The organism is Sulfurihydrogenibium sp., from assembly GCF_027448985.1.
Classification (GTDB): Bacteria; Aquificota; Aquificia; order Aquificales; family Hydrogenothermaceae; genus Sulfurihydrogenibium.
Window position 1 is genome coordinate 1 of the sequence record NZ_DAIDMN010000008.1, and the last position, 26,951, is coordinate 26,951.

The 26,951-nt window shown below is 33.0% G+C and carries 29 protein-coding genes, 1 tRNA gene and 1 pseudogene; 13 read left to right on the plus strand and 18 right to left on the minus strand.

Translation table 11 applies throughout. The features are described 5' to 3' along the window. Nucleotides 1-491 (minus strand): ABC transporter permease (locus tag NE054_RS01480; protein ID WP_297887527.1); only part of this gene is annotated, 491 nt, incomplete at its 3' end. 61 nt (nucleotides 492-552) lie between these two features. Beyond that, nucleotides 553-1,941: an oxygen-independent coproporphyrinogen III oxidase gene (hemN, locus tag NE054_RS01485; protein WP_297887530.1), complete on the minus strand. Its 1,389-nt coding sequence runs from the start codon at nucleotides 1,939-1,941 to the stop codon at nucleotides 553-555. A 79-nt stretch (nucleotides 1,942-2,020) separates the two neighbouring features. On the opposite strand from hemN, the gene nth reads away from it, so the two are divergent. Continuing rightward, nucleotides 2,021-2,671 carry an endonuclease III gene (nth, locus tag NE054_RS01490; protein WP_297887532.1) on the plus strand — a complete coding sequence of 217 codons (651 nt, stop codon included), beginning with the start codon at nucleotides 2,021-2,023 and terminating at the stop codon, nucleotides 2,669-2,671. Further along, the gene (locus NE054_RS01495; protein WP_297887534.1) at nucleotides 2,668-3,417 is read left to right on the plus strand and encodes an energy transducer TonB; all 750 of its coding nucleotides are present in this window, start codon (nucleotides 2,668-2,670) and stop codon (nucleotides 3,415-3,417) included. Before nth ends, NE054_RS01495 begins: the two co-directional genes overlap by 4 nt. Here NE054_RS01495 and dxs read toward each other — a convergent pair. The 7 genes from dxs to rimO all read right to left on the minus strand — a co-directional run bounded on the left by dxs (nucleotide 3,414) and on the right by rimO (nucleotide 10,402). After that, nucleotides 3,414-5,309, minus strand: a complete 1,896-nt coding sequence (dxs, locus tag NE054_RS01500) for a 1-deoxy-D-xylulose-5-phosphate synthase (protein ID WP_297887536.1) — start codon at nucleotides 5,307-5,309, stop codon at nucleotides 3,414-3,416. The genes NE054_RS01495 and dxs overlap by 4 nt on opposite strands. A gap of 115 nt (nucleotides 5,310-5,424) precedes the next feature. Beyond that, nucleotides 5,425-5,508: transfer RNA gene (locus NE054_RS01505), tRNA-Leu, on the minus strand. A 20-nt stretch (nucleotides 5,509-5,528) separates the two neighbouring features. Further along, nucleotides 5,529-5,777 carry a translation initiation factor IF-3 gene (gene infC, locus NE054_RS01510; RefSeq protein ID WP_297887538.1) on the minus strand — a complete coding sequence of 83 codons (249 nt, stop codon included), beginning with the start codon at nucleotides 5,775-5,777 and terminating at the stop codon, nucleotides 5,529-5,531. Then, entirely contained in the window at nucleotides 5,767-7,104 is a 1,338-nt protein-coding gene (locus NE054_RS01515) for an FAD-dependent oxidoreductase (protein ID WP_297887541.1), read from the minus strand. Before NE054_RS01515 ends, infC begins: the two co-directional genes overlap by 11 nt. After that, entirely contained in the window at nucleotides 7,091-8,089 is a 999-nt protein-coding gene (locus NE054_RS01520) for a YvcK family protein (RefSeq protein WP_297887544.1), read from the minus strand. Before NE054_RS01520 ends, NE054_RS01515 begins: the two co-directional genes overlap by 14 nt. 1 nt (nucleotide 8,090) lies before the next feature. Beyond that, the gene (mtnA, locus tag NE054_RS01525) at nucleotides 8,091-9,113 is read right to left on the minus strand and encodes an S-methyl-5-thioribose-1-phosphate isomerase (RefSeq protein ID WP_297887547.1); all 1,023 of its coding nucleotides are present in this window, start codon (nucleotides 9,111-9,113) and stop codon (nucleotides 8,091-8,093) included. After that, on the minus strand, nucleotides 9,110-10,402 hold the full coding sequence (gene rimO / locus NE054_RS01530) for a 30S ribosomal protein S12 methylthiotransferase RimO (protein WP_297887593.1): 1,293 nt from the start codon (nucleotides 10,400-10,402) through the stop codon (nucleotides 9,110-9,112). Before rimO ends, mtnA begins: the two co-directional genes overlap by 4 nt. A gap of 20 nt (nucleotides 10,403-10,422) precedes the next feature. On the opposite strand from rimO, the gene NE054_RS01535 reads away from it, so the two are divergent. Continuing rightward, nucleotides 10,423-10,686 carry a hypothetical protein gene (locus NE054_RS01535; protein WP_297887551.1) on the plus strand — a complete coding sequence of 88 codons (264 nt, stop codon included), beginning with the start codon at nucleotides 10,423-10,425 and terminating at the stop codon, nucleotides 10,684-10,686. 2 nt (nucleotides 10,687-10,688) lie between these two features. Here NE054_RS01535 and dtd read toward each other — a convergent pair whose 3' ends face one another. Genes dtd through NE054_RS01550 form a run of 3 tightly spaced genes read right to left on the minus strand, consistent with a single transcriptional unit; the run spans nucleotide 10,689 to nucleotide 12,592 of the window. Next, nucleotides 10,689-11,132 (minus strand): D-aminoacyl-tRNA deacylase, encoded by a 444-nt coding sequence (dtd, locus tag NE054_RS01540; protein WP_297887553.1) that lies wholly within the window; start codon nucleotides 11,130-11,132, stop codon nucleotides 10,689-10,691. Further along, nucleotides 11,129-11,725 carry a TetR/AcrR family transcriptional regulator gene (locus NE054_RS01545; RefSeq protein WP_297887556.1) on the minus strand — a complete coding sequence of 199 codons (597 nt, stop codon included), beginning with the start codon at nucleotides 11,723-11,725 and terminating at the stop codon, nucleotides 11,129-11,131. Before NE054_RS01545 ends, dtd begins: the two co-directional genes overlap by 4 nt. 9 nt (nucleotides 11,726-11,734) lie before the next feature. Further along, nucleotides 11,735-12,592 (minus strand): DHHA1 domain-containing protein, encoded by an 858-nt coding sequence (locus NE054_RS01550; RefSeq protein WP_297887560.1) that lies wholly within the window; start codon nucleotides 12,590-12,592, stop codon nucleotides 11,735-11,737. A gap of 203 nt (nucleotides 12,593-12,795) precedes the next feature. Between NE054_RS01550 and NE054_RS01555 the strand changes: the two genes are divergently transcribed. From NE054_RS01555 to NE054_RS01570, 4 genes are all read left to right on the plus strand, one after another. Then, complete coding sequence (locus NE054_RS01555) at nucleotides 12,796-13,776, plus strand: ribonucleotide-diphosphate reductase subunit beta (protein WP_297887562.1); 981 nt, start codon at nucleotides 12,796-12,798, stop codon at nucleotides 13,774-13,776. A gap of 23 nt (nucleotides 13,777-13,799) precedes the next feature. Continuing rightward, nucleotides 13,800-16,172, plus strand: coding sequence for a ribonucleoside-diphosphate reductase subunit alpha (locus NE054_RS01560; RefSeq protein ID WP_297887564.1), 2,373 nt, complete (start codon nucleotides 13,800-13,802; stop codon nucleotides 16,170-16,172). Nucleotides 16,173-16,175: 3 nt separating this feature from the next. Beyond that, on the plus strand, nucleotides 16,176-16,358 hold the full coding sequence (locus NE054_RS01565; RefSeq protein WP_297887566.1) for a hypothetical protein: 183 nt from the start codon (nucleotides 16,176-16,178) through the stop codon (nucleotides 16,356-16,358). Between the two features lie 70 nt (nucleotides 16,359-16,428). Further along, nucleotides 16,429-17,769, plus strand: coding sequence for an MFS transporter (locus NE054_RS01570; protein ID WP_297887569.1), 1,341 nt, complete (start codon nucleotides 16,429-16,431; stop codon nucleotides 17,767-17,769). Here the strand turns inward: NE054_RS01570 and NE054_RS01575 are convergent. Next, on the minus strand, nucleotides 17,766-18,089 hold the full coding sequence (locus tag NE054_RS01575; protein ID WP_297887571.1) for a hypothetical protein: 324 nt from the start codon (nucleotides 18,087-18,089) through the stop codon (nucleotides 17,766-17,768). The two genes, NE054_RS01570 and NE054_RS01575, sit on opposite strands and share 4 nt — an antisense overlap. Nucleotides 18,090-18,123: 34 nt before the next feature. Continuing rightward, nucleotides 18,124-18,729: a peroxiredoxin gene (locus NE054_RS01580; protein ID WP_297887572.1), complete on the minus strand. Its 606-nt coding sequence runs from the start codon at nucleotides 18,727-18,729 to the stop codon at nucleotides 18,124-18,126. A 296-nt stretch (nucleotides 18,730-19,025) separates the two neighbouring features. On the opposite strand from NE054_RS01580, the gene NE054_RS01585 reads away from it, so the two are divergent. Then, complete coding sequence (locus tag NE054_RS01585; RefSeq protein ID WP_297887574.1) at nucleotides 19,026-19,349, plus strand: c-type cytochrome; 324 nt, start codon at nucleotides 19,026-19,028, stop codon at nucleotides 19,347-19,349. Between the two features lie 39 nt (nucleotides 19,350-19,388). Next, on the plus strand, nucleotides 19,389-19,748 hold the full coding sequence (locus NE054_RS01590) for a c-type cytochrome (protein ID WP_297887576.1): 360 nt from the start codon (nucleotides 19,389-19,391) through the stop codon (nucleotides 19,746-19,748). Here the strand turns inward: NE054_RS01590 and NE054_RS01595 are convergent. The 3 genes and pseudogenes from NE054_RS01595 to NE054_RS01605 form a co-directional block, all read right to left on the minus strand. Next, a complete protein-coding gene (locus tag NE054_RS01595) occupies nucleotides 19,745-20,617 on the minus strand; it encodes a slipin family protein (RefSeq protein WP_297887577.1) in 873 nt (290 codons plus the stop codon). The genes NE054_RS01590 and NE054_RS01595 overlap by 4 nt on opposite strands. Further along, nucleotides 20,614-20,931, minus strand: coding sequence for a divalent-cation tolerance protein CutA (cutA, locus tag NE054_RS01600; RefSeq protein ID WP_297887579.1), 318 nt, complete (start codon nucleotides 20,929-20,931; stop codon nucleotides 20,614-20,616). Before cutA ends, NE054_RS01595 begins: the two co-directional genes overlap by 4 nt. Before the next feature lie 16 nt (nucleotides 20,932-20,947). After that, nucleotides 20,948-21,145: pseudogene (locus NE054_RS01605) on the minus strand (carbon-nitrogen hydrolase); the annotation flags it as partial. A gap of 136 nt (nucleotides 21,146-21,281) precedes the next feature. Between NE054_RS01605 and murC the strand changes: the two are divergent. The 4 genes from murC (at nucleotide 21,282) to NE054_RS01625 (ending at nucleotide 25,808) form a co-directional block, all read left to right on the plus strand. Beyond that, nucleotides 21,282-22,679: a UDP-N-acetylmuramate--L-alanine ligase gene (gene murC / locus NE054_RS01610; protein WP_297887583.1), complete on the plus strand. Its 1,398-nt coding sequence runs from the start codon at nucleotides 21,282-21,284 to the stop codon at nucleotides 22,677-22,679. Next, nucleotides 22,669-24,015 (plus strand): nicotinate phosphoribosyltransferase, encoded by a 1,347-nt coding sequence (locus NE054_RS01615; protein WP_297887584.1) that lies wholly within the window; start codon nucleotides 22,669-22,671, stop codon nucleotides 24,013-24,015. The genes murC and NE054_RS01615 overlap by 11 nt, the downstream gene beginning before the upstream one ends. A gap of 18 nt (nucleotides 24,016-24,033) precedes the next feature. Further along, nucleotides 24,034-24,876 carry a metal ABC transporter substrate-binding protein gene (locus NE054_RS01620; protein WP_297887586.1) on the plus strand — a complete coding sequence of 281 codons (843 nt, stop codon included), beginning with the start codon at nucleotides 24,034-24,036 and terminating at the stop codon, nucleotides 24,874-24,876. An 86-nt stretch (nucleotides 24,877-24,962) separates the two neighbouring features. Continuing rightward, nucleotides 24,963-25,808, plus strand: coding sequence for an FkbM family methyltransferase (locus tag NE054_RS01625; RefSeq protein WP_297887589.1), 846 nt, complete (start codon nucleotides 24,963-24,965; stop codon nucleotides 25,806-25,808). A gap of 39 nt (nucleotides 25,809-25,847) precedes the next feature. Here NE054_RS01625 and nadA read toward each other — a convergent pair whose 3' ends face one another. After that, nucleotides 25,848-26,768, minus strand: a complete 921-nt coding sequence (nadA, locus tag NE054_RS01630; protein ID WP_297887591.1) for a quinolinate synthase NadA — start codon at nucleotides 26,766-26,768, stop codon at nucleotides 25,848-25,850. Nucleotides 26,769-26,951 lie beyond the last annotated feature (183 nt).

The following is a 26,951-nucleotide window of genomic DNA, read 5'->3' on the forward strand; positions in this document are numbered from 1 at the left end:
GCTTCTTTTAGTGGTAATCCTAAGGCTACAAAATTTTCAATAAGGTCAATATTGTTTTTAACATCGCTTTTAAACCTTTCTATTGTTTGAGTGTAAGAGTTAAGAGCGTTTCCTATAATCATTCCTCCAATAGGGATAATTTCGTTTGCTTTTATAGATAAAACTTGTACTAAAACCAGTGTTCCAACTATAATAAAAGACGATAAAAATATAGATAAAAAAGCAATTTTAAAGCTTTCATAGATTTTTACGCGTTTTACAGCTGTATAAGTTGCAAAAAGTACCATTATAAGTAAAATGATTAAAAGTTCAAATGGATTTGTTAATTTTAAAATGTATAAAAGAGCGTATCCAAGAATAAGTAATTGGAAAAAAGCTCTTATACTATTTATTAGAATCTCTTTTTCTAATCCTATTTTTTCTTTGTAAGATATATATACTGAAATAAAAATTAAGATGTAGGATAGTAAGAATTTATATTCTATACTCAAAAATCATCTCCTAATCTTTCTAAATCAGATAAACGTTTATGCTTGGTTTTAACTCTATTTTTCATATTGCCTTTGAAAACCTTCTTTCTTTTTTATTTCTTAAATAAATATCAAAAGTTGATGCTATGTTTCTTATTAGAAGTCTTCCAATTGGTGTGACGTCTATTCTATCGGGATAAAGCTGTATTAGTCCGTCTTTTTCCATATCTTGTAGTTGGTTTAGTTCTGTTTCGAAGTAGTTGTCAAAGTTTATATTGTATTTTTGTTCTATCTCCGATTTTACAAGTCTAAAGTGGCACATAAGTTTCATTATAACATCTCTTCTTATTATGTCGTCTTGATTTAGATAAACTCCTCTCTCTATTGGAAGGTTTCCGGATTCTATGGTTTCGTAGTAATCTCTTAATATTTTGTAGTTTTGAACGTATCCATCGTAAAGCATACTTATAGATGTTGCTCCAAATCCAAAAAGTTCTGCTTGGGCTTTGGTTGTGTATCCTTGAAAGTTTCTGTGTAATGTCCTTTCTCTTTGTGCTACTGCAAGCTCATCGTCTGGTTTTGCAAAATGGTCCATTCCTATAAACACATATCCGGCTTTTGTTAGTTTTTCTATTGTCATTTGAAGGATTTTTAGTTTTTCTTCCGCCGGTGGTAAAGTTTTTTCGTCTATGTTTCGTTGTAATCTTTTTAACCAAGGGACATATGCAAAGTTAAATACAGCTATTCTATCCGGATTTAGTTTTATTGTTTTATCTATGGTTTCTGAGAATGTTTCTAATGTTTGATATGGAAGTCCGTATATAAGGTCTATATTTACACTTTCAAATCCAGCTTCTCTTAGCCAATCCATAAGGTTGAAAATCATATCTTCAGGTTGAATTCTGTTTACCGCTTCTTGAACTTTTGGGTTAAAATCTTGAATACCAAAACTTACTCTATTAAAACCCAGTTCTTTAAGTAAAGATACTCTTTCTCTGTCAATATGTCTTGGGTCTATTTCTATACTTACTTCTGCTTTTTCATCAATAACGAATCTTTTCTTTATTTCGTTAAAGAGTTCTACGGTTTCTTCATCTGAAAGGTAGTTTGGTGTTCCACCGCCCCAATGAAGCTGGACCACTTTCCTGTTGTTTGTGTCTATAAGGGTTTGGTATAAATCCATCTCTTTGTAAAGATGTTGAAGGTAGGGTTTTACTACTTCTTTTCTTCTTGTTATTATTACATTACAACCACAAAAATGGCAAGCGTTTTCACAAAACGGAATATGAAAGTACAAAGATAAAGGCGTTTTTCTTTCGTTGGATTGGATAATTTTTTTAACATACTCTTTTTTGTCAATATCATGGGTAAATTCTGTTGCAGGTGGATAACTTGTGTATCTTGGAGCCGGCTTGTCGTACTTTTTTATCATGTTTATATCAAACTTAACATCCTGAGTTAAAAATTCCATTTCTTTCACCTCAACTTTTTGTTAATATTATATAACTTTAATTTATATTTTCATTATCTTTTGTCATAAAGGAGTTTTTATGGACGGAAAAACCTTTGTAAATGTTTTAAAAATATTAAAGGAAGAAAGTAAAAATTGGAATGCTCCGGTTGTTGCTTTTATGGGTAGAACACAGAACAATCCTTACAAAGTATTGATTGCAACTATTTTAAGTCTTAGAACAAAAGACCAGATTACAGCTGTTGTAGTTGATAGACTTTTTAAGGTAGCAGATAGCCCAGATAAAATGGTTGAACTATCGGAAGAAGAAATACAAAAACTTATTTATCCTGTAGGATTTTATAAAAACAAAGCAAAGACTATAAAAGAAGTTTCTCAAACAATACTTGATAAATATAAAGGAAAAGTTCCAGATACATTGGAAGAACTTTTATCCTTTAAAGGTGTTGGAAGAAAAACGGCAAACCTTGTTTTATCCGAAGGATACAGTAAACCGGCTATATGTGTTGATATCCATGTCCATAGAATATCCAATAGACTTGGTGTAGTAAAAACAAAAAATCCGGAAGAGACTGAATTTCAGTTGATGGAAAAAGTGCCAAAAAAGTACTGGAGAGATATAAATTGGGTTTTAGTAGCCTTTGGGCAGACTGTATGTAAACCTGTTAGACCCTTATGTGATAAATGTCCTGTGAAGAATTTTTGCGAAAATGGTAATATTAAATTATGATTTTAGATGATAGAAAACTGCTTATTATAGGTTTTCAAGTTTCGTTGATAATTCATATTATTTTGTTTATATTGCTTCATTTTTTACCTGAAAGTGTTATGAATTTAAACTATGATAAACCTATTGAGATTACAGTAGAAGAAGAAAAAAAGGAATTTTTAGAAAAAAAAGTAAAGATTGAAAACAAAATTAAACAGCAGATAAAAGAAAAAAATGAATCTGTTAAAACTTTAGAAAAAAACACTCAAAAACAAAACAGTGTAAAAAATTCAGAAACGACTACGACTACAAAAAAATCAGCTTCTTCCTCTGTAGAAAAAAATGTTAGTGCTAAGCAATCGAATCCTGATGTACTTAAAATAGATGATGATAATTTAAAACTTTTAAATCAAGTTGCATCCACAACATCTAATGTTAATGAAGGTGGTAAAGTTAAAAATGAAGATATATCCTTTGGTGTAGCTTTATCCAAAATTGATGCTTCAGCTGAAGGTAATGCTTTTTCAAGGTCCGTTATTTATAAACCTCCGCCACCAAAAATAACAACATCTGAAACGGTTCCTTCTGTCAGAGTAAAGATATGGATTAATCCAGATGGTAACGTATCAAAAGTAGAACTTTTGACAACTACTGGAGACCCTCAAATCAATTCTATGATAATATCCTACATGAAAAGATGGAAATTCAACAGGATAAACTCAAACGAAGTTCAGTGGGCAACTTTAACTGTAAGGTTTGGTGGCTAAGCAGTAATCAAAGCAGCTTCTTTTTTTACAATAAAATCTGCTATTTTTTCCGTCATTGATTGGGTATCAAGACCTAAATCTTTTTCCAATATCTCAACTTTGCCATGTTCTATAAATCTATCCGGAATACCAAATCTTAGCAATTTGTTAGAATATCCTTTGTCCAATATATACTCTGCAACAGCAGAACCAAAACCTCCGTTTAAAACACCGTCTTCCATGGTAATAATGTACTCATGGGTTTTTAGTATTTTGTTTAACATTTCTTCATCCATTGGCTTTATAAATCTTGAATTTATAATTGTAGGATTAAATCCTTTTAGTTTTAGGTTTTTCTTCACTTCCAAAGCTCTTTGTACGTACTTGCCTACTGCTAAAATCGCTATATCTCTTCCTGAAGAAAGCTCTTCCCATGAACCTACTTTTATTTCTTTAAAACCTTCTATCTTTACACCTACACCGTTTCCTCTTGGATATCTTAATGCGAATGTTTTTCCACTGTTTAATCCGGTGAAAAGTAGGTCCCTTAACTCTTGCTCATCTTTTGGAGATGCAATTACTATATTTGGTACTGCTCTTAAAAATGCTATATCGAACACACCGTGGTGTGTTGGTCCATCATCTCCAACTAAACCCCCTCTATCTATCGCAAATAGTACAGGAAGTTCTTGAAGAGCTATGTCGTGTATAACTTGGTCGTATGCTCTTTGTAAAAATGTTGAGTAGTAAGCAGCAACAGGTTTAAAGCCTTCCAAAGCTAAACCACCGGCAAAGGTTGCAGCGTGTTGCTCAGCTATACCTACATCAAAGAATCTGTTTGGAAATCTTTTTGAAAACTCAACCAATCCGGAACCTTCTTTCATCGCAGGAGTTATAGCTACAATTTTATCATCTGTCTCAGCCAACTCTACAAGAGCATCACCAAAAACTTTACTATAAGATGGTGTAGAAGTTTTTTTGGTAAACACTCCTGATATTTTGTCAAAAGGAGCAACTCCATGGAAAGTTACAGGATTTTCTTCTGCAAATTTGTATCCTTTACCTTTTTGTGTTATTACGTGCAGTAAAATCGGACCTCTTATACCTTTTATGTTTTCTAACGTTTGCTCTAAATCAAATAAACTGTGACCGTCTATCGGTCCAACATAGGTAAACCCAAGTTCTTCAAAAATTATCCCTGGAGCAAACAATCCTTTTGTGTACTCTTCTATTTTACGAAGTATTTTTACCGCCTGTTCTCCAAATATTTTATGTATAGCTTCTTTTAGTTTTTGTCTTGGTTTTTGAAAAACCTGTTTTGTTATTATTTTGTTAAAGTATGTGTATATAGCACCTACGTTTGGAGATATAGACATTTGATTATCATTAAGGATAACGATGAATTTTGATGGGTCTAACCATCCGGCATTGTTTAAGCCTTCAAAGGCTTGTCCTGCAGTCATCGCTCCGTCACCGATAACAGCGATTGTGTAAGCATCATCTCCTTTTAAATCTTTACCTACTCTCATTCCTAAGGTAGCAGAGATTGATGTACTACTGTGTCCTGTTCCAAAGTGGTCGTATTTGCTTTCTTTTATCTTAGAAAATCCGGATATTCCTTTGTATTGACGAAGTGTTCTAAACTGCTCTTTTCTATCGGTTAATATTTTATAAGCGTAAGTTTGATGTCCTACATCCCATACTATTTTATCTCTTTCAGGGTCAAAAGCCATCAATAGTGCAACTGTTAACTCAACTGTTCCAAGAGATGGTCCTATATGACCTCCGTTTAGAGAAGTCACTTCAATAATATAATCCCTTATCTCTTGACAAAGGTCTTTTATCTCTTCTTTGGATAGGTTTTTTAAATCTTTGTAGTTGTTGATTTTATTTAAAACTTTAAACTCACCCATAACAAAACCTCAAAGTTTATTACAGATAATATAATCTGCTTTTTATAAGATTTGCAACCGATTTATCTTTTCAAGAAGTTTTGTGTAGATTTGATAACGTTTTTTGAAGGTTAAATGCCGAAGGCGGGAGTCGAACCCGCACGCCCTTGCGGGCGGGGGATTTTGAGTCCCCTGCGTCTGCCAATTCCGCCACTTCGGCTTTGTATATAAACTATTATACTACTTTTTTGGTATAAGTGTAAACATCATATTTCTACCTTCTTTTACAGGAGGTTTTTCTACCGTTGCAATGTCAGACACATCTTCTATTATTTTTTGAGCTAACTTATCCCCAAGTTCCGGATGAACGTTTTCTCTGCCTCTGAACCATATCCAAACTCTTACCTTGTCTCCGTCTTGTATGAACTCCCTGATATGTTTTATTTTGGTATCGTAATCGTGTTTCTCTATGTTTAGTTTAAACTTCATCTCTTTTACTTCTTGTACATGCTGTTTTTTCTTGGCTTCTTTTTCTTTCTTCTCTCTCTACTTTTTCCATATGTTTTTTTGCATCGTTATCGTTAGATATATCAGTATAATTTATTTTACTACATATGTTGTTTATGTAAACATTATACGCTGTTTTGTATCCGGATACAATACATTCAAGTAGGGAGTTGCTTGCAAGTCTGTTTGCACCGTGAACGCCGGTACATGCTGTTTCTCCTACCGCAAATATTCCTTTTATATCTGTTCTTCCATCTAAGTTGGCTTTTATCCCACCTATTGTGTAATGGGCTGATGGACTTACTGGTATCTTTGTTTGATTTTCTATCCCAAACTCTTTTAGTATGTTGTATATGTTGGGAAATCTTTCTTTAAAATCTATCCCTTTTTCTATTAAAGGTGTTATGTCTAAAAATACTTTATGACCTTCTTGATATTTTTTTAGTATGGCTCTTGCCACTTCGTCCCTTGGTTTTAACTCATCTACAAACCTTTCGCCGTTTTCATCTACTAGTACAGCGCCTTCTCCTCGGACTGCTTCTGATATTAACCATCCTGGTTTTCCTTCAATGTAAACAGCTGTTGGGTGAAATTGGATAAATTCTAAATCCATTAAACTACATCCGGCTCTGTAAGCTGATGCTATACTGTCTCCCGATACGTTGTAAGCTGAAGTGTTTCTTAAATACACTCCACTGTATCCTCCTGTTGCCAACACTAAAGATTTAGACCTAACAACCTTTTGTTCTTTTCCATCAGATAGCAGTATTCCTATATAGCTGTCTTCATCTGTAAGGATTTCTTCTAAGTAGTAGTTATCCGCTAAAAATACACTGTCTTTTATCTGTTCTAAGAGTTTTTTCCCTATCTCGTATCCAGTTCTGTCTTTTGAATGTAAAACTCTGTTTATACTGTGAGCTCCCTCTCTTGTAAGCTTTAAAAAATTTTTTTCATCTTTATCAAAATTAACTCCTAAATTAATAAGGTCTATAACTCTTTCTAAACCTTCTTCTACCAAGATTCTGACATTTCTTTCTATACACAGTCCTTTTCCTGCATTTATAGTATCTTGGTAATGTAAATCTGTTGAGTCTTGACAACCAACGGCCGCAGCTATTCCTCCTTGGGCTAAAAATGAGTTTGATACTCCTGGTTTTTTCTTTGTTATTATCAAAGGTTTTATTCCAAGTTTTAAAAGGTAGTATGCTGTTGACAGACCGGCTAATCCACTTCCGACAATAACAGTATCAACAACTTCTGTTGGAATATCTTTTGTATTAAAACAAGTCAGATATCTATGTAACTGCATTTTTGACTTTTAGGCTTTGAATTATTTCAAGTATTACGTTGTTTAGTTTTTGGGGACTGTGTCTTGCATAGTTTCCTTCTTCTAACAGGTCTTTTGCATAAACGGTAAGTCCCATCCTTGATAAATTTCCTGCATCTGCTACAACAGGTTCTGAATTTTCTCTAAGGTACCTTTTTAAAACTTCATCAGGTGGTATTGTGGTGTTTATTACAACAGCATTTAAAAAGTTTATGTTTTCATCTCCATTTACTACTTTATTTAAAGCTTTTACATGGTCCGATGCTGTAAAATTGTCTGTTTCTCCAAACTGGGTCATTACATTACATATGTACACTTTGTATGCAGGACTATTTAGTAAAGCTTCTTTTATATCTTTTATCAATAAATTTGGAATAACACTTGTAAATAGGCTACCTGGACCAAGTACTATCAAATCAGCTTCCATTATAGATTCAACAGCTTCTTTTGGTGCATTTACATTTTCCGGCTCAAGCCATATCCTTTTTATTTTTGCAATAAGTTTTCTACCGTATTCTGTTATTTCAACTTCACCTTTTATTATCTGTCCGTCGGTAAACTCTGCTACAAGATTTACCAAGGAATCCGTTGAAGGAATAATTTTACCTTTTATCTTTAAAATCTTTGATGTTATCTCTATGGCTGTTAAAAAATCTCCTGTTATTTTTGTCAACACTGTTAAAAACAAGTTTCCAAAGCTATGACCTTTTAACCCTTCTCCTTCTGTAAATCTGTACTGCATAACCTTTGTAAGGATGTCTTCATCTTCCGCTAATGCTGTAATACAGTTTCTTACATCTCCTGGAGCCGGAATGTTCATCTCCTTTCTTAGTATTCCTGTACTTCCTCCGTTGTCTGAAACTGTAACTATGGCAGATAGTTGTTCTATATGTTCAGGGACAGAATGTTTTAAACCTCTAAGTAATGTTGATAAACCTGTTCCCCCACCTATTGCTACCACTTTCATTTTACTTTCTCCCGAAAAATTTAAGTATTTTTTCCTTTTTAGGGTTTTCTATAATTCCTTTTTCTGTTATTATCGCCGTTATGTTTTCAGCAGGAGTTATATCAAAAGAGTAGTTTAAAGCTTTTGAGTGTTCCGGAGCTACTGGACAACAGTGACAGTTTTTAACTTCGTCTTGACTTCTCTCCTCTATTGGAATATCTTCGCCTTTTTCTATGGTTAAATCAAAGGTTGATGTTGGAGCTGCTACATAGAAAGGAATGTTATGGTGTTTTGCTAAAACTGATAAGGTGTATGTACCTATCTTGTTTGCTGTATCTCCGTTAGCGGTTATTCTATCAGCTCCTACAACTATTGCATCAATTTTCTTTTTAGACATTAAAAATCCGGATGATGAGTCTGTTATTATGTAGTGGGGTATTCCTTCTTGGAGAAGCTCCCAAGCTGTAAGTCTTGAACCTTGTAGGTAAGGTCTTGTTTCATCTACAAAGACAGTTATATCTTTATCATTTTCCCAAGCTGACCTTATAACACCTAAAGCTGTTCCCCATCCGGATGTAGCTAAAGCTCCTGTATTACAGTGGGTTAAAACGTTAGCTTTCTTAGGAAGTAGAACTTCTCCGTATCCACCAATCATTTTATTCGCATGATAATCTTCAATCTCTATTCTTTGAGCTTCTTTCAACAATTTTTCCACTATATCTTTTTCTTCTTTATATTTTTCATAAAAAGATAACATTCTATCAAGAGCCCAAAAAAGATTTACCGCTGTTGGTCTTGTATTTTTTAATCTGTTGTACACTTCTTGTGAAGGTAGTTTATCTTTTATTCCTTGATAAAATCCGTAAGCTCCGACTATACCGATTAAAGGAGCACCTCTAACTACCATATCTTTTATAGCTTTTTCATAATCTTCAATGTTAGATAACTTTACCCATTGTAACTCTTTTGGTAGTTTAAGCTGGTTTATGACAAAAAGATATCCATCTTCAAATTTTAAAGGTCTTATATCCTTTATCTTTCTCAAACTTCCTCTCCAATCATATCGTACTTGTCGGCTACCTCTTTGATTTTGACTTTTATTATATCACCTACTTTGACGGGTTGAGTAGTTTCTATGTAAATAATACCATCTATATCGTAAGCTGACCTGTAAGACCTTCCTATCGGCAATGTTTCCCATTCTTGAGAAAAACCATCAACCATAACCTCAAGTTCTTTTCCTATAAACTGTAAATTTTTTTCGTGTGTGATATCTTCTTGCAGTTTTATTACTTCATTAAACCTTCTTATTTTTTCTTTTTTTGGAATCTTGTCTTTATGTTTTTGGTAAGCCGGTGTTCCCTCTTCATGTGAGTATGTAAAAACACCAAGCCAATCAAATTTGGCATCTTTTAAGAAAGATAGCATGTTGTTAAAATCTTTTTCAGTTTCGGTAGGGTATCCTACTATTACAGATGAGCGAATGGCCATATCCGGAGTGTACTTTTCCTTCCACTCTAAAATCTGTTGTATTTTCTTTTTTCTATAACCTCTCATCATATCTTTTAGGATATGGTCTTGTGTGTGTTGAATAGGCATTTCTATGTAATGGAGTATCTTCTGGCTGTCTTTTACAAATCTAAAAAAGTCTTCATTTACAGTTGTTGGGTATAGGTAGTAAAGTCTAATCCATTTAATACCTTCTACTTTTTCAAGCTGTTTTAAAAGTTCAAAAAGCATAGGTTTTCCGTAAATGTCTGTTCCGTAATAACTGGTGTCTTGGGATACGATATTTAACTCTTTCACTCCTAAATCAGCTAAATATTTTGCTTCTTCTACCAAATCTTCTATAGGTTTACTTCTATGTTTCCCTCTTATGTTTGGTATAGCACAGAAAGAGCAGGTATGGTCACAACCTTCCGATATTTTCAGGTATGCAAGATGTTTTGGTGTTGATATAACTCTTTTATTTTCACTTTTTATCTGTATTCCAAGTTTTAGGGGTATCTGGTTTTGATTTTTAAGGTCTATAAATTCGTCAACTTCCGGAATTTCTTTTTCTAACTCTTCTTTGTACCTCTCTACAAGGCATCCGGTTACTATCACTTTTTTATTTGATTTTTCTTTTAAGGATACAGCTTCTAAAATTGTGTTTATAGATTCTTCTTTTGCTGCATCTATAAAACCACAAGTGTTTATAAGTATAATATCCGCACTTTCAGAATCCGGAGTAAATTCCACCTCTTGTGTTTTAATTCCACCTAAAATATACTCTGTATCCACCAAATTTTTAGGACATCCAAGACTTATTACATTTACCTTTACTTTTTTCAGCTTTTTCACCCTCTTGAAAAATGATTAAAATAAGATATACTTTTTATTTAAAAAGTGCAAGGTGGATTAAAGTGGTAGACCCTTCTGCATTCAGTCAAATGGAAAAGCAAGCAACGGATATCTTAGTTAAAATATTAATACCTTTGTGGATAGTTCTTTCTGTCGCTGTGTCAATTTGGTCTTATAAATCAACAAGGGCAAAAGTTTTCTGGAAAAACCTTTACAGGAGTGTTTTTCCTCCTCGTGAAACTAAGAAAGGAAAAAAACCGTGGTTCAGAAGGTAGTTTTATAGGTGTTTTGAATCTAATATGAATGTAACAGGTCCATCGTTAAGTATAAATACTTTCATGTCAGCTCCAAATATTCCGGATTTTGTGTTTACAAACTTAGATATTTCATTTATAAACTCTTGGTACAGATGCTTTGCTTTTTCTGGTGGTGCTGCATTTTCAAAAGATGGTCTTCTTCCTTTTTTTAAGTTGGCTACCAAAGTAAATTGGGATACTACCAAAGCCTGACCTTTTATATCCAGTAAAGAGTAGTTCATCTTTCCTTTTTCATCTTCAAAGATTCTTAGATTAACTATCTTATCAACTAATTTTTTAACATCTTCTATTTTATCTTCTTTTTCTACGCCTAAAAGTATGTTTATACCTTTTTCTATCTCTCCAACTGTTTTACCATCCACTTCTACTTTTGAACTTAAGACTCGTTGAACAACAGCAATCATCTTTTCATAATTCCGTAAAATAGTTCCGATATAAGTTCTTCCGGATTCTTTATGATAGGACCTTCTCTGTTTTCCATAATATAGGCAAAAACCTTAGCTTGAATTAAACCTACAAAAAGCATAGCTGTTTCTTTTGGGTCTATGTCTTGTCTAACTATTCCTTCTTTTTGACCTGTTTCTAATATTTTTGATAGTTTCTCTTTGTAGCTTTCTACAAAACTATGAAGAATATCAAAGAATTTCTTGTTTCCAGACCTGCTGAACTCAAAACAAAGGATTGGAACCGCACCTTTTGTTTCTTCTAAAACTTTTATATGCTCTCTCATCACTTGTTTTAGTGTCTCTTCTGTGGGTAGATTCATAGATATAGCTCTATCTACACTTTGAGAGCACCTTGATATGTATCTATTTATAATTTCTACTATTATCTCGTCTAAGGATGTAAAGTGTTTGTAAATTGCAGCATCCGTTATTCCTACTTTGTTACCTATATTCTTTGCTGTAAATTTTCTTATTCCTTCTTTTACTATTATCTCCGCCCCAGCTAATATTATTTTTTCTTTTGTAGACAAGTCTTCTAAAGTTTGTATCATATCCACACCTCACGTTAGTATTATATTACAAAATTCTTTTAAACTTAAGGAAGCTCCTGCTGCATTTTTGTGTCCACCACCATTTAGAAGTTTTGCCAAGTCTAATGCGGAAGGATTGTGATGGTCTAAACTTCTAAAACTTAACTTAACGTAATCTCCATTTATACTGAAAAGACATACAGCTTGGTCGTGTAAAGTTGATAGTTTATTTCCAATTTCCGATTGGAACAATCCAGTGTTATAAGCTCTTACTTTGTATGTTCCGATTTGGATAAACAGGTCTTTGGCTTTCTCTACAAAGTTTTCAATCAGGAAGGTTGTGTACTGGTTTATTATTTTACCTTTTTCTACTATTTGGTTTATATCCTGGTTAAACAGCTCTTTTAGCTGGTGTGGTTTGTTTGTGTATAAAAACAAGTAATCGTTTACATATTTTGAAGTATCTCCAAACTCCCACTTCCATATATCTTTATCTTCAACGTACTTGATGATAGGTGGGGGATTTTCTCCAAATAAATAATACCATGTGAGAGATGCTCCTGATTTGTTGTTATCAAAGATGAACTTGAAGTTTGAGTATTGTTTTGCAAAATTTTCTAAGGTTTCTTTTGCACTTATGTGATGGTCTAAGTTTATCACCTCTTTTGCTTTTTCAATTAGTCTTTCAAAGTAAGGAGATTTTAGAGCAAAATCGACTATATAAACGGTAGTGTCTTTATCTACAGCATCTAATATAGGTTGAAACTCTTCATCTCTATAGTTGTGGTCAAGTGGGAATAAAATACAATCAGGATACTTTAAAAGCAGTATAGCAGCCGCTGTGGTACCGTCTGTGCAATTTTTATGGTAAATACACACTGTTTTCATTTTAACCTCCTATAAATATTTTAAGTTAATATTTGCTAACTGTAAAGTCTAAAACAAACTTTTAAAATTTTACATTAAATCAAAAATTTACTTAAAGAAAAATTTTCTAAATCATTGGTCTATGAGGTCAAAAAATTTTTTGACAAGCACTATATATAGTGTTATACTTTTAAAAAACTACTAAATATAGTGGAGGTACAGCTATGGCATTCATAGGAAAAACATCTGTTAGAGACAACATAAGACTTTCTGAGACTCCAAAGTATCCGGTTTTTAGAGAGTTATACACAAAACAGAAAAAAGCTGTATGGTTTCCGGAAGAGTTAAATATCCAACAAGATGTTTTAGATTACAAATCCCTAACACCAACAGAAAAGGACCTATTTGACTCTGCTGTAGGTTATTTTGCATCATCAGAACTTTTAGTCCAAAACGTTTTAGGAAACGGATTTTTCCCTGTCTTAACAGACCCTTACGCAAAGATGAGTTTTTCTACCCAGATGTTTATGGAAAATATACACTCAGATTTTTTTGAGATAATTCTAAACTCTTTTGATATGGATAGAAGAAAAGTTTACAACATAACCTTAGAGGACAAACTTTTAATGGAAAAGCAGGAGCTTATAGTAAGAGCGGTTGATAGAATCACCTACGGAAAAGCGGACCCAGATACGTTGGAAGGTAAAAAACAGATACTTACTTCCATTCTTTTGAACAACATCATTCAAGAAGGACTTTTCTTTTACTCTGCGTTTGCCCATTTCTTTGCTATGAAAGATACAGGAAAGATGAAAAATGTAGTATCAGGAGTTGAGTTGATACTTATAGATGAATCTTTACACCTCCAAAACGGAATAGAGGCAATACTCACCATAGTAGAAGAAAATCCCCAAATCGTTGATGATTACCATTTTGTAGAAAACATAAGACAAACCATAATAGATGCGGTTGAATTAGAATTAAACTACCTAAAAACAAAATTTGGCGGAACTACCATATTTGGCGTATCATACAACGAACTTGAAAAGTATATGAAATACATAGCAGACAGAAGACTTGTTGAACTTGGCTTTGACCCACAGTTTGGAATAGACCAAAACCCTTTAAAATTCCTTCAAAAAGAAGATGTAAAAAAACTAACAAACTTCTTTGAAGTGTCATCAACAGAGTACACAAACTTTTAAAGATAATAAAGGAGGCGACTTTTATGCAAAGAATCGTAATCAAAAGAGATGGTACGGTAGAAAGATTCCAGATGAAAAAACTCGTAGATGCAATCTTTGCCTTGTTAGAAGGATTAGACCTTCCAGACGATTACGAAATAGTGTTTAAAGTAGCAAAAGAGTTAGACCTTAAAATTCCGGAAAAAGTAACGACAGAAGAGTTAGACTATCTTGTGTTAAAAGCTATAGAACATCTTATACCTAAGAACTTTATATACGATACACTTGCAACTCGTCAGCTCCTTAAAATCATAAACAGAAGAATAGACAAAAGGTTTAATTCATTTAAAGAGTACCTAAACTATGCAGTAGAAGAGAAACTCCTCAAACCAGAACTTCTTAACTTTGATTTAGAAAATTTGGAAAATGCCATAGATTACAAAAGAGATTACAACCTTGATTATTTTGGCTTATCTACATTAAAAGACAGGTACTTGATGAAAGATAGAAATTTTGAAACGATAGAAAAGCCTCAGTGGTTTTTTATGAGAGTTGCAATGGGAATAGGAAATACAGAAGATGAAGTTATAAAAATATACAACAAACTATCAAACCTTGAGTATCTCCATTCAACACCAACCTTATTCAATTCTGGAACATTAACCAATCAATACAGTTCTTGTTATGTAAACGTTATAGATGACTCTCTTGATTCTATAATGGATAAAGCTAAGGAAACAGCATTTTTAGCCAAGTATGCAGGTGGAGTAGGAACAGACGTTACCAGAATAAGAGCTACGGGTTCTAAAATCCACTCTTTAAATGCAAAATCATCCGGAATAATACCTTTCATAAAGATATTTGACACTATAGTAAACGCGATACAACAAGGTGGAAGAAGAAGAAGTTCTCAAGTAATGTACTTACAACCATGGCATCTTGATGTAGAAGCATTTTTAGACCTTAGAGAAACAACTGGAAACCCATATTTCAGAACACCTTCTTTAAACACCGCTTTATGGATGCCGGATGAACTTATGAGAAGAATAAAAGAAGGAGAACCTATTTACCTTTTTGACCCAGCAGAATGTCCTAAACTCGTCACAGCTTGGGGAGAAGAGTTTAAAAAAGAGTATGAAAAATGTATAGAAAAAGCTGAAAAGGGAGAATTGAACCTTTGGAAAAAGATAGATAGTAGAGATTTTTATAAAAAATACCTGTTTAAACTTGCAAAAACGGGACATCCATGGCTTACATTTAAAGACAGACATAACGAAAAAAATCCATGTCCTCAGTACAGTGTTATAAACTCTTCAAACCTCTGTACGGAAATTAGTATTCCAAACTCTCCTGAAAGTACAGCTGTTTGTACTTTAGCATCTGTAAACCTTGCAAAACATATAAAAGAAGATAAATCTGACTTTGATTGGGATAAGTTAAAAGACACATTAGAAACGATGGTTGTTGCCCTTGATAACATACTTGATAAAAACTTCTATCCATCAGAAGAATCAAGAAAAAATACGATGGACTTAAGACCAATTGGAATAGGTGTTATGGGATTCCATGAGGCTCTTATAAAACTTGGCATTCCTTACGATAGTGAAAAAGCGGTAGAAACCGCAAGAAAAATAGCCAAGTTTATGAGAGATATAACCTATACAAAATCAGAAGAACTTGCAAAAGAAAGAGGAGCATTCCCTCATTACTACCAAGCTAAGTACGACTATCCACCAAGAAGAAACGCTGTTTTATTAGCAGTTGCACCAACAGCTTCTATATCCATAATAGCCGGAACATCATCAAGTATAGATAACTACTTTTCAAACATATTCTCAAGGGATACATTATCCGGAAAGTTTATCGTTATAAACAAACCTTTAATGCAACAATTAGAAGAAAAAGGTCTATGGTCTGAAGAACTAGCAGAAAAAATAAAAGCCCATCAAGGAAGTATCCAATACATAGAAGAGTTGGAAGGAAAAATAGACAAATCCCTTTATAAAACAGCTTATGAAGTATCTCCATTCAGGCAGATAGACATAGCAGCAGCATTTCAAGAGTACATAGACCAAGCTGTATCAAAATCTCTTTACATAGAGGAAGACTTAAGAGATAAGATGGAAGAAATATACATGTACGCATGGGAAAAAGGACTTAAATCAACGTATTACTGCTTTATAGACAAAACTGTCAAAGGTGAAAAGTACACCATGAACGTAAATAAAAGAGGTGAAAGAAGAGGATTTGGACTTGCAAGAAAAGAGGAAAAACAGTTAGAAAAAGAACTAGAAGAGATAGAAAGACAAGCAAGAGAGAAGTATGGAGATGAAGTTGTAGAAGCTGTAAAATCCGGAAACATCGAAGGATGTCCAACGGACCCATTGTTAGCTAAAATCTGTCCAAGTTGTGAGTAGATAATGATAAAAAAAGAAGATTTAGAAAAAGAGATAGAAAATCTTCCGGAGGAAGTAGTATCCTCCGGATATTCTAAAGGTTATAATCCCAACGATTTACTTTGCCGGATGTGTGCTTACAAATCTTGTATGCAGGAAAAACAAGGTAGGTTACTTCTTGGAAATAGGTTGAAAAAGAAACCCTGATTTAAAACATTTATATTTCCCTCAAAAACAGTAAAATTTTACAAAACTAACCTTAGAGGAATCACCGAGTTTGAAGTATATAAAAACAGATATAACTTGTAGATTAGATAACTTACCTTGGACACCTTTTCATACAAAGTTCGTTTTAGCCCTTGGAATTACTTGGATTTTAGATGCTTTTGAAGTTGTAATAGTTAGCGTAGTGTTAAAATCAATGGCTAAAAGTCTAAGTTTATCTACTTTTGAGTCTTCATGGCTTGTAAGTAGCTTTTTAGTAGGAGCGTTGGTAGGGGCTTTTATCTTTGGTTATTTAGCTGACAAGTATGGAAGAAAAAAGATATTTTTCATAACACTTTTTTTATACTCAATCGGAACATTTCTAACCGGATTTGCAGACAGTTTTGAAATTGCAATTTTATTTAGATTTATAACAGGTTTAGGTCTTGGAGGAGAGTTTTCTGCTATACATTCAGCAATAGATGAGTTTATTCCCTCAAAATACAGAGGAAGAGTTGATGGATTTATAACCGCTTCTTGGAATCTTGGAAGTGTGTTTGCATCTTTAACAGGAATGTATTTACTCTCACACCTTCCGGAAGAAAAAGCATGGAGATACGCATTTTTATTTGGTGGTATTTTAGCTTTACTTATCGTTGTGGTTAGAATTTTTATCCCAGAGTCTCCAAGGTGGTTGATATCAAAAGGCTATACTCAAAAAGCGGAAGAAATAGTAAAAAAATTAGAAGAAAAGTACAAAATCAAACCTACAAAAAAAGAATGTGATATACCAATTTTTGAAGGGTCATTGAAAGATGCTTTAAAAATCATCCTAAAAAAGTATAGAGGAAGATTTTTATTTGGTATGGCAATGAGTTTTACAATATTGACTACATACTATGGTTTTATAACTATCCTTCCTCTTGTTATAACAAACCAGTACAACTTACCTACATCTGAAATTCCTAAACTGCTTTTATACGCAAGTGCAGGAGGTCTTTTAGGAGGATTAGCTGTATCACTTTTAACAGATTATTTAGGACGTAAAATAACAGGAACTGTAATAGCTCTTTTGTCAATGCTACTTTCGGTTACATTTTTGTTTTCTTATGATATTTACTCAACAGTTTTTGTTTATTCTTTTGTAGCCTACTCTTTTGCAAGTGTTGCCTATGTTTCTGCTATGGAAGTTTATCCTTCTTATCTTAGAGCTACAGCAATTGGTGTTTTATCTGTAATTGGAAGAATATCCGGAGTGTTGGCTCCCCCAATCTTAACTTATTTATCGCAAATTAATTACAAATACTCAATTTTAGGTCTTACATTTTTCTGGTTTGTAGGATTTACAGCGTTCTTTTTATGGTCAAAATTTGGAATAGAGGCAAAAGGTAAATCAATAGAAGAGATAAGTTAAGTTATCAGTTTTACATCGTATGTATCTTCTTTATCTTGATAGTACAAAACTATTTTAAATTCGGTTAATCCATCTAAAATCTTTCTAATAACATCATCTTTAAGCTTAATGTAAGTTTTTTTTGATGATAAGTTCTCTCTGTATTCTTCCGGATAATTCTCTACATCGTAAATATCGTTTTTCGTAATCCAAACTCTTTTTATCAATCCAAAAGTAGGATGTTCCTGGATTTCTATAGGAAACATAGATATAAGTTGACTATCTAACACTTCTATCTCTATTTTTTGAGGGTGATGTCTTGTTAGTTTATATTTTCTCATTTTCAATTAAGGGGCAAAAGCCCCTTTTTATACATTATCCTTGAAGAGCTTCGTAAACTTGTCCAACGAGTTCTTCAGAAGGTTTTAAAGTTTTCTTTCCTGGTTCCCATTTAGCAGGACATGCTTCATCCGGATGAGACATTAAGTAAGCGTTAGCTTTCATCTTTCTAACAAGCTCGTCCGCATTTCTACCAACGTTGTAGAAGTTAACCTCAGAAGATACCAATTTTCCTTCTGGGTTTATTATAAAAGTTCCTCTCAATGCAAGACCTGTGTTACAGTCGTAAACTCCAAACATTCTTGAAATTTTTCCTGTTGGGTCCGCTCCCATCGGGTATTTAACATTTGCAAGAAGTTTTTCATCTTTCTGCCATGCAAGGTGAACAAACTTTGTATCTGTTGAAACAGAAACAACTTCAGCACCAAGTTTCTTCAACTCTTCATACTTTTCAGCCAAATCTGCTAATTCTGTAGGACATACGAATGTAAAGTCAGCTGGGTAGAAGAATAAAATTGTCCATTTGTTCTCCTTCTTAGCATCTGCTAAGGAGAACTTTCCAAACTTTCCAGTTGATGGGTCGTAAGTTTCCATCTCAAAATCCGGAACTTCCTGACCTACTAAAACTACTTTTTCTTCCATGATTCTACCTCCCTATTGAAGTGTTTTTTACACTATTAATGATAACAATTCTTAATAAAATTTTTAAATGATTCTTATCATAAGAATAGTCAATTTTTAAAAATTTTGCAACTTTTTTTGAATATTTGCAAAATACACAGTTCAACTTAACGATTCTTTAAGGACATTACAAAAGAATTTTTGGCATAAAATTTGATTTGTTATAAATGAAAGTTAAATTAAAAATTTGTAATTGACTTTTAAAAATGAATAAGGTAAGTTATTAAGCTGAAAAATTTTTAATAGGAGGTATTATCATGAAGAAGTTAGTATTATCTGCACTTTCAGTTGCAGTATTGGCTGCAGGCTCTTTTGCAGCTGATGGAAAAGCTCTTTTCCAACAAAAAGGTTGCACAGCTTGCCACCAAGCAGCTGCTGACACAGTAGGACCTTCATTAAAGAAAATAGCAGCTGCATACGCAGGAAAAGAAGCTGACCTTATCAAATTTTTAAAAGGTGAAGGAAAAGCCATAGTTGACCCTGCAAAAGAAGCTGTTATGAAGCCTCAACTAAATACAACTAAAGCTATGAAAGATGATGAGTTAAAAGCGTTAGCTCAGTTCATTCTTTCTCACAAGTAATGTTATAATGGGGGGATAACCCCCTTATTTATTTTCAAAATGTTGAAGTTCCTTTTATCTTTAGTTTTCTTAATATCTTTTTCCTATGGGCAAGATGGTAAAATACTTTTTATAAAACATAACTGTAATTCATGTCATCACCCTTTTGAAAGGAAAACGGGACCTTCTTTTAAAGAGATTTCTCAAAGATACGGTACAAGTAAATCAGCTATAGAAAAAGTGGCAAAGCTTATAATAAAACCTAAACCATCAAACTGGCCTGGTTTTGCTTACATGCCTCCTTACAACATTCCTTACGAAGAGGCTTTAAAGTTAGCCGAGTATGTTCTTATTCACTCTCAGAAAGAAAAACCTTCAAGAGTTTATGACAACTCTGTTGAGGAAAGTGAACATTTTTAACTTTCCTTTTTTTCTACCTTAGATGATTTTAATATGTCGAGTATTTCAAGTGGTAATGGAAGTACTATTGTGTTTGAGTTGTACTGTCCTATCGTTGATAGTGTTTCCAAGTATCTAAGTTGAATTGCAAGTGGATGCTTTGAAAGAAGCTCTGCAGCTTCCGTTAATTTTTGTGCTGCTTGATACTCAGCTTCCGCTTGAATTATTTTCGCTCTTCTTTCTCTTTCTGCTTCTGCCTGTCTTGCTATTGCTCTTTTTAGTTCTTCTGTTATGTCTATTCTTTTTAACTCTACAGCTACAACCTTAACACCCCACTGGTCCGTTTCTTGGTCTATTATTTCTTGAAGTTTAGTGTTTATCTTATCCCTTTGGGATAGTAGTTCGTCAAATTCCGCTTGACCACAAACACTTCTTAATGTTGTTTGGGATATTTGAGATGTTGCATAAAGGTAATTTTCAACATTTACGACAGCTTTTACTGGGTCTATGACTTTAAAGTAAACTACAGCATCAACTTGTACCGAAACGTTATCTTTTGTTATCACATCTTGAGTAGGAACATCCATCGTTACGACTCTAAGGTCAACTTTAACCATTTTGTCTATAAATGGTATCAAGATAAAAAGACCTGGTCCTTTTGCTTTTCCTAAAACTCTACCAAGCCTGAATATTACAGCTCTTTCGTACTCGTTTACAATTTTAACGGATGTTGCTAAAAATATTATTATCAACACGACCAAAATAGGTATAAATCCTGCCATTGCTATCTTACCTCCGTATTCTGATAAAAAGGTAACAATGTTTTCCAATCCTAAGATGGATACTATAAAAATCAGTCCAAAAATTAAAAATGCAATTAAATCTTTCATCTTTCCAATGATTCATCTATCCAATTTAAGTAGTCTTCTGAACCGTCAATTATTGGAAGTGCTATAATCTCGGGAACGGAATAACTGTGAAGTTTTTTTACTTCCTCTTTTAGCTTACCAAAGAGATTTTTTTTGGTTTTAACAATCATTAAGGCTTCATCGTAGTTTTCTACATTTCCTTGCCAAAAAAATGTAGAGTTTACTTTTTCTACGATGTTTACACATGCAGCTGTTTTATTTTCAATGAGATAATAGGCTATTTTTTTTGCTTCTTCAAAAGATGGAGTTGTTATAAACACTACGATGTACTCCATTTTACTCCCTCCGAATTTAGTCTATAAACCTTTTGGTTATATCACTGTAACTGTCTATCCTTCTATCCCTAAAAAACGGCCAAGTAGTCCTAACTGAGTCTATTATAGACAAATCTACTTCACAAATCAAGTTTTCTTCTTCAGTTACTGATGCCTGCTTTATAATCTCTCCGTATGGGTTTGATACAAAACTCTGTCCCCAAAACTCTATTCCGTTCATTCCGGAACCACCGATACCGATAAAATGAATTTTTCTGACCTTTCCTCTAAACAAAAGTTCATCTCCTGATTGAGAAAAAAATAGTTAAAATATTATACTATGGTAAAATTTTGGATAAAAAGGAGAACCCATGGATAAAATAAACGTTGGTCTTGTACAGATGAGTTGTAGTGATGACCTAAAAGAAAATTTTGAAAAAGCTGTTGAAAACATTAAGTCTTTGGCAAAAGATGGAGCACATATAATATCAACTCAGGAACTGTTTAAATCTAAATACTTTTGTCAAGTTGAGGATTGGGATTACTTTAGATTGGCAGAAGTTGTAAATGAGGATAACGTTAAAGATGTTGATGTTGTTGTTTACTCTTCCGCTGTGAAGCCTGATAATCCGGAGCTGAAAAAAGCCAAAGAACTTGGAATTCCAACAATTCCAAGAGGAGAGATGCTTGCTGAGTTGATGCGTTTCAAATACGGAATTGCAATTGCTGGTTCCCATGGTAAAACAACAACCACATCAATGATAGGTACCGTTTTAGGTAAAACAGGATTTGACCCAACGGTTGTGATAGGTGGAAAGTTGGAAGCCTACGGAAGTAACGCAAAACTTGGAAGAGGAGAGTTTTTAGTTGCAGAATCAGATGAAAGTGATGGTTCTTTTCTAAAGTTAACCCCAACGATAGTTTCTATAAACAACATAGACCTTGAACATCTGGGATTTTATAAGAATTTGGAAGACATTAAAAATGCTTTTGTTGAGTTTGCAAACAAAGTACCATTTTATGGTGCTGTAGCTGTAAACGTAGATGATAAAAATGTAAAAAGTATATTACCAAAAATAGAGAGAAAAATAATCAAGTTTGGTCTTTCTGAAGAAGCGGAAATAAGAGGAAAAAATTTAGAAGTTGTAGATGGAAGATACAGATTCACGGTAGAAGGATTAGGTGATATTCATCTGTCAGTACCTGGGCTTCATAACGTTTACAACGCTCTTGCAACGGTTGCCATCTGTCAGGAGCTTGGAGTACCTTTCTGTGTTATAAAAGAGTCCTTAGAAAACTTTAAAAATGCCAAAAGGAGATTTGAGATAAAATACAAAAACGACGTGTTAGTTATAGATGATTACGCCCACCACCCTACAGAGATAAAAGCTACATTGTCAGCTGCAAGAGATATGTACAAAAACAGAAGAATAGTAGCAGTCTTTCAACCCCACAGGTACAGTAGAGTTTACTCTCTTTTTGATGAGTTTGTAAACTCTTTTGACATTCCGGATATTGTTATAATTACAGATGTTTACTCGGCCGGAGAAAGTCCTATAGAAGGAGTATCTGGAGAAAGTTTAGTTAACAAAATGAAAGAAAAAAGAGACAACGTTTTCTATGTAAAAGACATCAACCAAGCGGAAAACTTTTTAAAGAGTATAGTAAAATCCGGTGATGTTATACTAACTATGGGAGCCGGAAATATAACGAATTTGAGTGATAATCTGTCTAAATACCTTCAAGAAAAAGGATATGATGGAAAATAAAAGATTTGTTGATTATCAAAATATGTCCTTGTTTACAGACCTTTATGAGCTTACCATGGCTCAGGTGTATTTTGAAAAAAAGATGGATAAAACAGCCGTCTTTAACTTTTTCATAAGACCTACCAATAAAAGAAACTACTTTTTATTTACAGGATTGGACCTTCTTATAGACTACCTTTTAAACTTTAGATTTACAGAAGAAGATATAGATTTTTTAAGGTCAACCGGAAAATTTAAAGAAGAATTTTTATCATATCTAAAAGATTTTAGATTTACAGGAAATTTATACTCTGTAGATGAAGGAGAAATAGTATTTGCAAACGAGCCGATAGTTCAGGTGGAAGCTCCTATACTTCAAGCCCAGATAATAGAAACTTTTTTAATAAATACTCTTCAAATCTCAATACTTGTAGGGACAAAAGCTTTAAGATGTTTTAGTGTTGCTCCGGATAAAATCCTTGTAGATTTTGGAATGAGAAGAGCCCACGGAACAGATGCAGGAATGATAGCTGCAAGAAGCAGTTATATAGCCGGATTTACAGGAACATCTAACGTTTTAGCAGGAAAAATGTTTGGCATTCCAATTTACGGAACTATGGCTCACTCTTTTGTAATGGCTCACGAAAATGAAGAAAAAGCCTTTGAAAACTTTGCATCAGTTTATCCGGAAAATACTATATTTTTGATAGACACATATGACACGATAGAAGGTGTTAAAAACGCTATAAAAGTAGCAAAAAGAAAAGGAATAAGAATAAAGGGAGTTAGGATAGATAGTGGAGATTTGGTAATATTATCGCGGGAAGTTAGAAAAATTCTTGATAGTAATGGATTTAGAGATGCAATAGTTTTTGCAAGTGGTGGAATAAACGAGTACAAAATAAAAGAACTTATAGATAAGAAAGCTCCAATTGATGGATTTGGAGTAGGAACTGAATTGGTTACAAGTGCAGATTTACCTTACCTTGACTGTGCCTATAAACTGGTAGAGTACAACGGTAAACCAAAAATGAAATTAAGTACAAAAAAAATAACTGTGCCATTTAAGAAACAGTTATTCCGGATATTTAGAAATGGTAAAATACTGAAAGATATAGTCACCCATTTTGATGAAACTGTAGAAGACGGAGTGAAGATGTTAAAACTCTATATAAAAGAGGGAGAGTTGGTAAGAAACAGCCCATCAATCCAAGATATAAGAGAAAAAACTCTTATAAACTTTAAAACTCTTCCAGATACGTTCAAATCAATAAGCCAACATATGACAATCAACCCGGAGATATCCCAAAGACTTTTAAAATCAACAGAAGAACTAAAAAAATCCTTAAGAGTATAACGAAGGAGAAAGATAAAAATGAAAATTTTATTAATATTTCTACTTATTTTTACAACATCTGTTTTTGCCCAAGTTAAAATAACAACAACCATCAAACCATTATCTGATATCGTTAAAGAAGTTGGCAAAGATAAAGTAAGTACTCAGTATATAATTCCTTCCAATGTAAATTTTCATCTTTACGAATACAAACCCCAAGATTTAAAAACAATTTATAATTGTGACCTTTTTGTGTTTATAGGAGAAGGAGAACCGAGTATAGATAGTATAGCAAAATCTCTTCCGGATGATAAAAAACTTAAAGTGATAGATATAAAAGGTATGTACCTAATAAAAGAAGAAGACCATAACGAAATTCATCCGGCTGTATGGCTTGACCCTGAAAATGCTAAAGTCATAGCAAAAGAAGTTGCAAACTTTCTATCAAAAAAAGACCCCAAAAATAAAGATTTTTATCAAAGAAACCTTCAAAGTTTTATCAATCAGTGTGATGAACTGTTAAATTACGGAAAAGCTAAATTTTCAACCTTAAAAAACAGATACTTTGTCTCTTACCACTATGAATTTCCTTACTTTGTAAAGAGATTTGGACTTGTTTACCTTGCAGAAATAGAGATAGGACATGGTAGAGAGCCAACACCAAAACATCTGTTAAATGTTATTCAAAAAATGAAAAGGTACAATGTAAAAGCGATATTCACTTCAAAACAGTTTTACAATCCAAAAACGGTAAAGATAGTACTGGAACAAACTGGAGCAAAAGTGGTATTCTTAGACACGATGGGAGAATCCGGCTCTTATATAAGTATGATGAAGTTTAATGTAGATGAAGTTTATAAAGTTTTGAGTAACTTACAATAGGTTATTGAATAATTTTACATTATAAAGCTTTTTTGCTAAACTATTTTCAGGTCAAAAACTTAGCCATAGTTTGGTTTGGAGGTTTAATGAAAAAAGCTGTAAAATGGATTTTTAGAAACGGTAAGTGGTCGAAGCCCATTAGAGAGCTTATTTATCATGTTAATCCAAATCTTATCAAGAAGAGTAAGTTTATAATAACAAAAGTTTTTTACTGTGATTGTTGTATGCTAGTTAACACTGAAGATAGCTATGGTATTGATGTTGTTAGAAGGGGAATAATAGAAACACCGGAAGATGAGTACTTAAAAAAAATTATAAATAAAAGAGATTTTGTACTAGATATAGGAGCTCACTGGGGAGGATTTTCAATACTTTTTGGAATGTTGGTAGGAAAGTATGGTAGAGTTTTTTCGTTTGAACCTTCTAAGAAAAATTATAGAATTCTCAAAAAAAATATAAAAATTAACAAACTTGATGATTACGTTATTCCTTTTAACTTTGCTGTAGGTAATGAATTTAGATTGCTAAATTTTCCTTTATCTCAGACTTCTTCTGGACATAATTCGTTAGTTAGAAAAGATATTCCTATCATTACTTATGAACAAGTACAACAAGTAAAATTAGATGATTTTCTAAATGAAAAAAAAGTAAACAAAGTAAATTTCATAAAAATAGATATAGAAGGTTATGAATTAGAAGCATTAAAAGGATTAGAGAAAACAATAAAGAATTCTGAGAATTTGAAAATGTTGATAGAATATTCTCCGAGTTTTATGGGCTATGATAAAGCTATGGAGTTACTGGAATTTCTTAAACAAAATTTCCAAGATGTGTTTATTTGCTATAAAAAGAAGATATTTAAAACAACATGGGAAGATGCTTTAAAAATTTCAGTAGATACTGGTCAGAGAAATCTTTTCTTATTTAAGTAATCTAATTTTTTTAGTAAAAGTTGATTTCTTACTCTTTATCTACACAATAGATAACATTCTTTCTAAAGGTATTCTTGCTTTTTCTATTGTATCTTTGTCTAATATTATTTGGTTTGTTTCATTTTCTAAAACTTCTAAAACTTTATCGAGTGTATTTTTTTTCATGTCACAACAGTGAACGCTGCCACAGTAGTCTGCTGCTTGTGGGAAGATGTAGGTTTTATTTGGATTTTTTTTCTTAAGGTAATGGTGAATACCTACTTCTGTACCTATTATTACTGTGTTTGCATCGCAAGTTGTTGCATACTCTATTATCTGGGTTGTGCTTCCTACAAAATCAGCTATCTCTACCGTGTCAGTATTACACTCCGGGTGAACAGCTATTTTTGCGTCCGGATACTGTCTTTTCAATGCTAAAAGTGTTTCCTTTGATAGATTAAAGTGAGGTGGACAAAATCCTTTCCATAAGATAAACTCTTTTTCTGGAACCTGTTTTGCTACATAACTACCCAAAAACTGGTCTGGAACAAATATTATTTTTTTAGCATCTAAAGATTTTACTACTTTTACAGCATTTCTTGATGTGACTATTATGTCTGAAACTGTTTTAACATCTGCATTTGTGTTTATATAAGAAACAACCACTGCGTCCGGATGTTCTTCTTTTAATCTTTTTACTCCTTCTAAGGTTGCCATATCTGCCATAGGACAACCACTTTCCGGATTAGGATGTAGTACTTTTTTATCCGGATTTAGTATTTTTGCAGTTTCTGCCATAAATCTAACACCGCAAAAAACTATTATGTCAGCATCGGATTTTTGAGCTATTCTTGAAAGTTCCAAAGAATCTCCTATAAAGTCGGCTATATCCTGGATTTCAGGTCTTTGATAGTAATGAGCAAGTATAACTGCATTTTTGTCTTTTTTTAACTGATTTATTCTCTCTACAACCTTTTCCAAAATAGCCTCCTTTGTTTAAAGCCTATAATATATTATAGCTATTTTAATCAAACTTCCAGCGATATAAAATTATATCATTTGATAATAATCATATGATTTATGATTTAACCCTAATTTCCAATTCGAAAAAAAGATGAAATAAAAAACCTCCAGTGGTATCATAAAGTAAAACTACCACTGGAG

Bases quoted from the DNA above. Each gene is read 5' to 3' on its own strand.
- infC (WP_297887538.1), bottom strand. From the start codon at position 5,777: ATGAAGTTTAAACTAAACATAGAGAAACACGATTACGATACCAAAATA.
- NE054_RS01565 (WP_297887566.1), top strand. From the start codon at position 16,176: ATGATAAAAAAAGAAGATTTAGAAAAAGAGATAGAAAATCTTCCGGAG.
- NE054_RS01520 (WP_297887544.1), bottom strand. From the start codon at position 8,089: ATGAAAGTGGTAGCAATAGGTGGGGGAACAGGTTTATCAACATTACTT.
- NE054_RS01535 (WP_297887551.1), top strand. From the start codon at position 10,423: ATGATTAAAATAAGATATACTTTTTATTTAAAAAGTGCAAGGTGGATT.
- NE054_RS01560 (WP_297887564.1), top strand. From the start codon at position 13,800: ATGCAAAGAATCGTAATCAAAAGAGATGGTACGGTAGAAAGATTCCAG.
- NE054_RS01575 (WP_297887571.1), bottom strand. From the start codon at position 18,089: ATGAGAAAATATAAACTAACAAGACATCACCCTCAAAAAATAGAGATA.
- NE054_RS01495 (WP_297887534.1), top strand. From the start codon at position 2,668: ATGATTTTAGATGATAGAAAACTGCTTATTATAGGTTTTCAAGTTTCG.
- hemN (WP_297887530.1), bottom strand. From the start codon at position 1,941: ATGGAATTTTTAACTCAGGATGTTAAGTTTGATATAAACATGATAAAA.
- dtd (WP_297887553.1), bottom strand. From the start codon at position 11,132: ATGATTGCTGTTGTTCAACGAGTCTTAAGTTCAAAAGTAGAAGTGGAT.
- NE054_RS01580 (WP_297887572.1), bottom strand. From the start codon at position 18,729: ATGGAAGAAAAAGTAGTTTTAGTAGGTCAGGAAGTTCCGGATTTTGAG.
- NE054_RS01615 (WP_297887584.1), top strand. From the start codon at position 22,669: ATGGAAAATAAAAGATTTGTTGATTATCAAAATATGTCCTTGTTTACA.
- NE054_RS01590 (WP_297887576.1), top strand. From the start codon at position 19,389: ATGTTGAAGTTCCTTTTATCTTTAGTTTTCTTAATATCTTTTTCCTAT.
- NE054_RS01620 (WP_297887586.1), top strand. From the start codon at position 24,034: ATGAAAATTTTATTAATATTTCTACTTATTTTTACAACATCTGTTTTT.
- nth (WP_297887532.1), top strand. From the start codon at position 2,021: ATGGACGGAAAAACCTTTGTAAATGTTTTAAAAATATTAAAGGAAGAA.
- murC (WP_297887583.1), top strand. From the start codon at position 21,282: ATGGATAAAATAAACGTTGGTCTTGTACAGATGAGTTGTAGTGATGAC.
- NE054_RS01555 (WP_297887562.1), top strand. From the start codon at position 12,796: ATGGCATTCATAGGAAAAACATCTGTTAGAGACAACATAAGACTTTCT.
- cutA (WP_297887579.1), bottom strand. From the start codon at position 20,931: ATGGAGTACATCGTAGTGTTTATAACAACTCCATCTTTTGAAGAAGCA.
- NE054_RS01515 (WP_297887541.1), bottom strand. From the start codon at position 7,104: ATGCAGTTACATAGATATCTGACTTGTTTTAATACAAAAGATATTCCA.
- NE054_RS01550 (WP_297887560.1), bottom strand. From the start codon at position 12,592: ATGAAAACAGTGTGTATTTACCATAAAAATTGCACAGACGGTACCACA.
- dxs (WP_297887536.1), bottom strand. From the start codon at position 5,309: ATGGGTGAGTTTAAAGTTTTAAATAAAATCAACAACTACAAAGATTTA.
- NE054_RS01585 (WP_297887574.1), top strand. From the start codon at position 19,026: ATGAAGAAGTTAGTATTATCTGCACTTTCAGTTGCAGTATTGGCTGCA.
- NE054_RS01625 (WP_297887589.1), top strand. From the start codon at position 24,963: ATGAAAAAAGCTGTAAAATGGATTTTTAGAAACGGTAAGTGGTCGAAG.
- NE054_RS01595 (WP_297887577.1), bottom strand. From the start codon at position 20,617: ATGAAAGATTTAATTGCATTTTTAATTTTTGGACTGATTTTTATAGTA.
- NE054_RS01545 (WP_297887556.1), bottom strand. From the start codon at position 11,725: ATGATACAAACTTTAGAAGACTTGTCTACAAAAGAAAAAATAATATTA.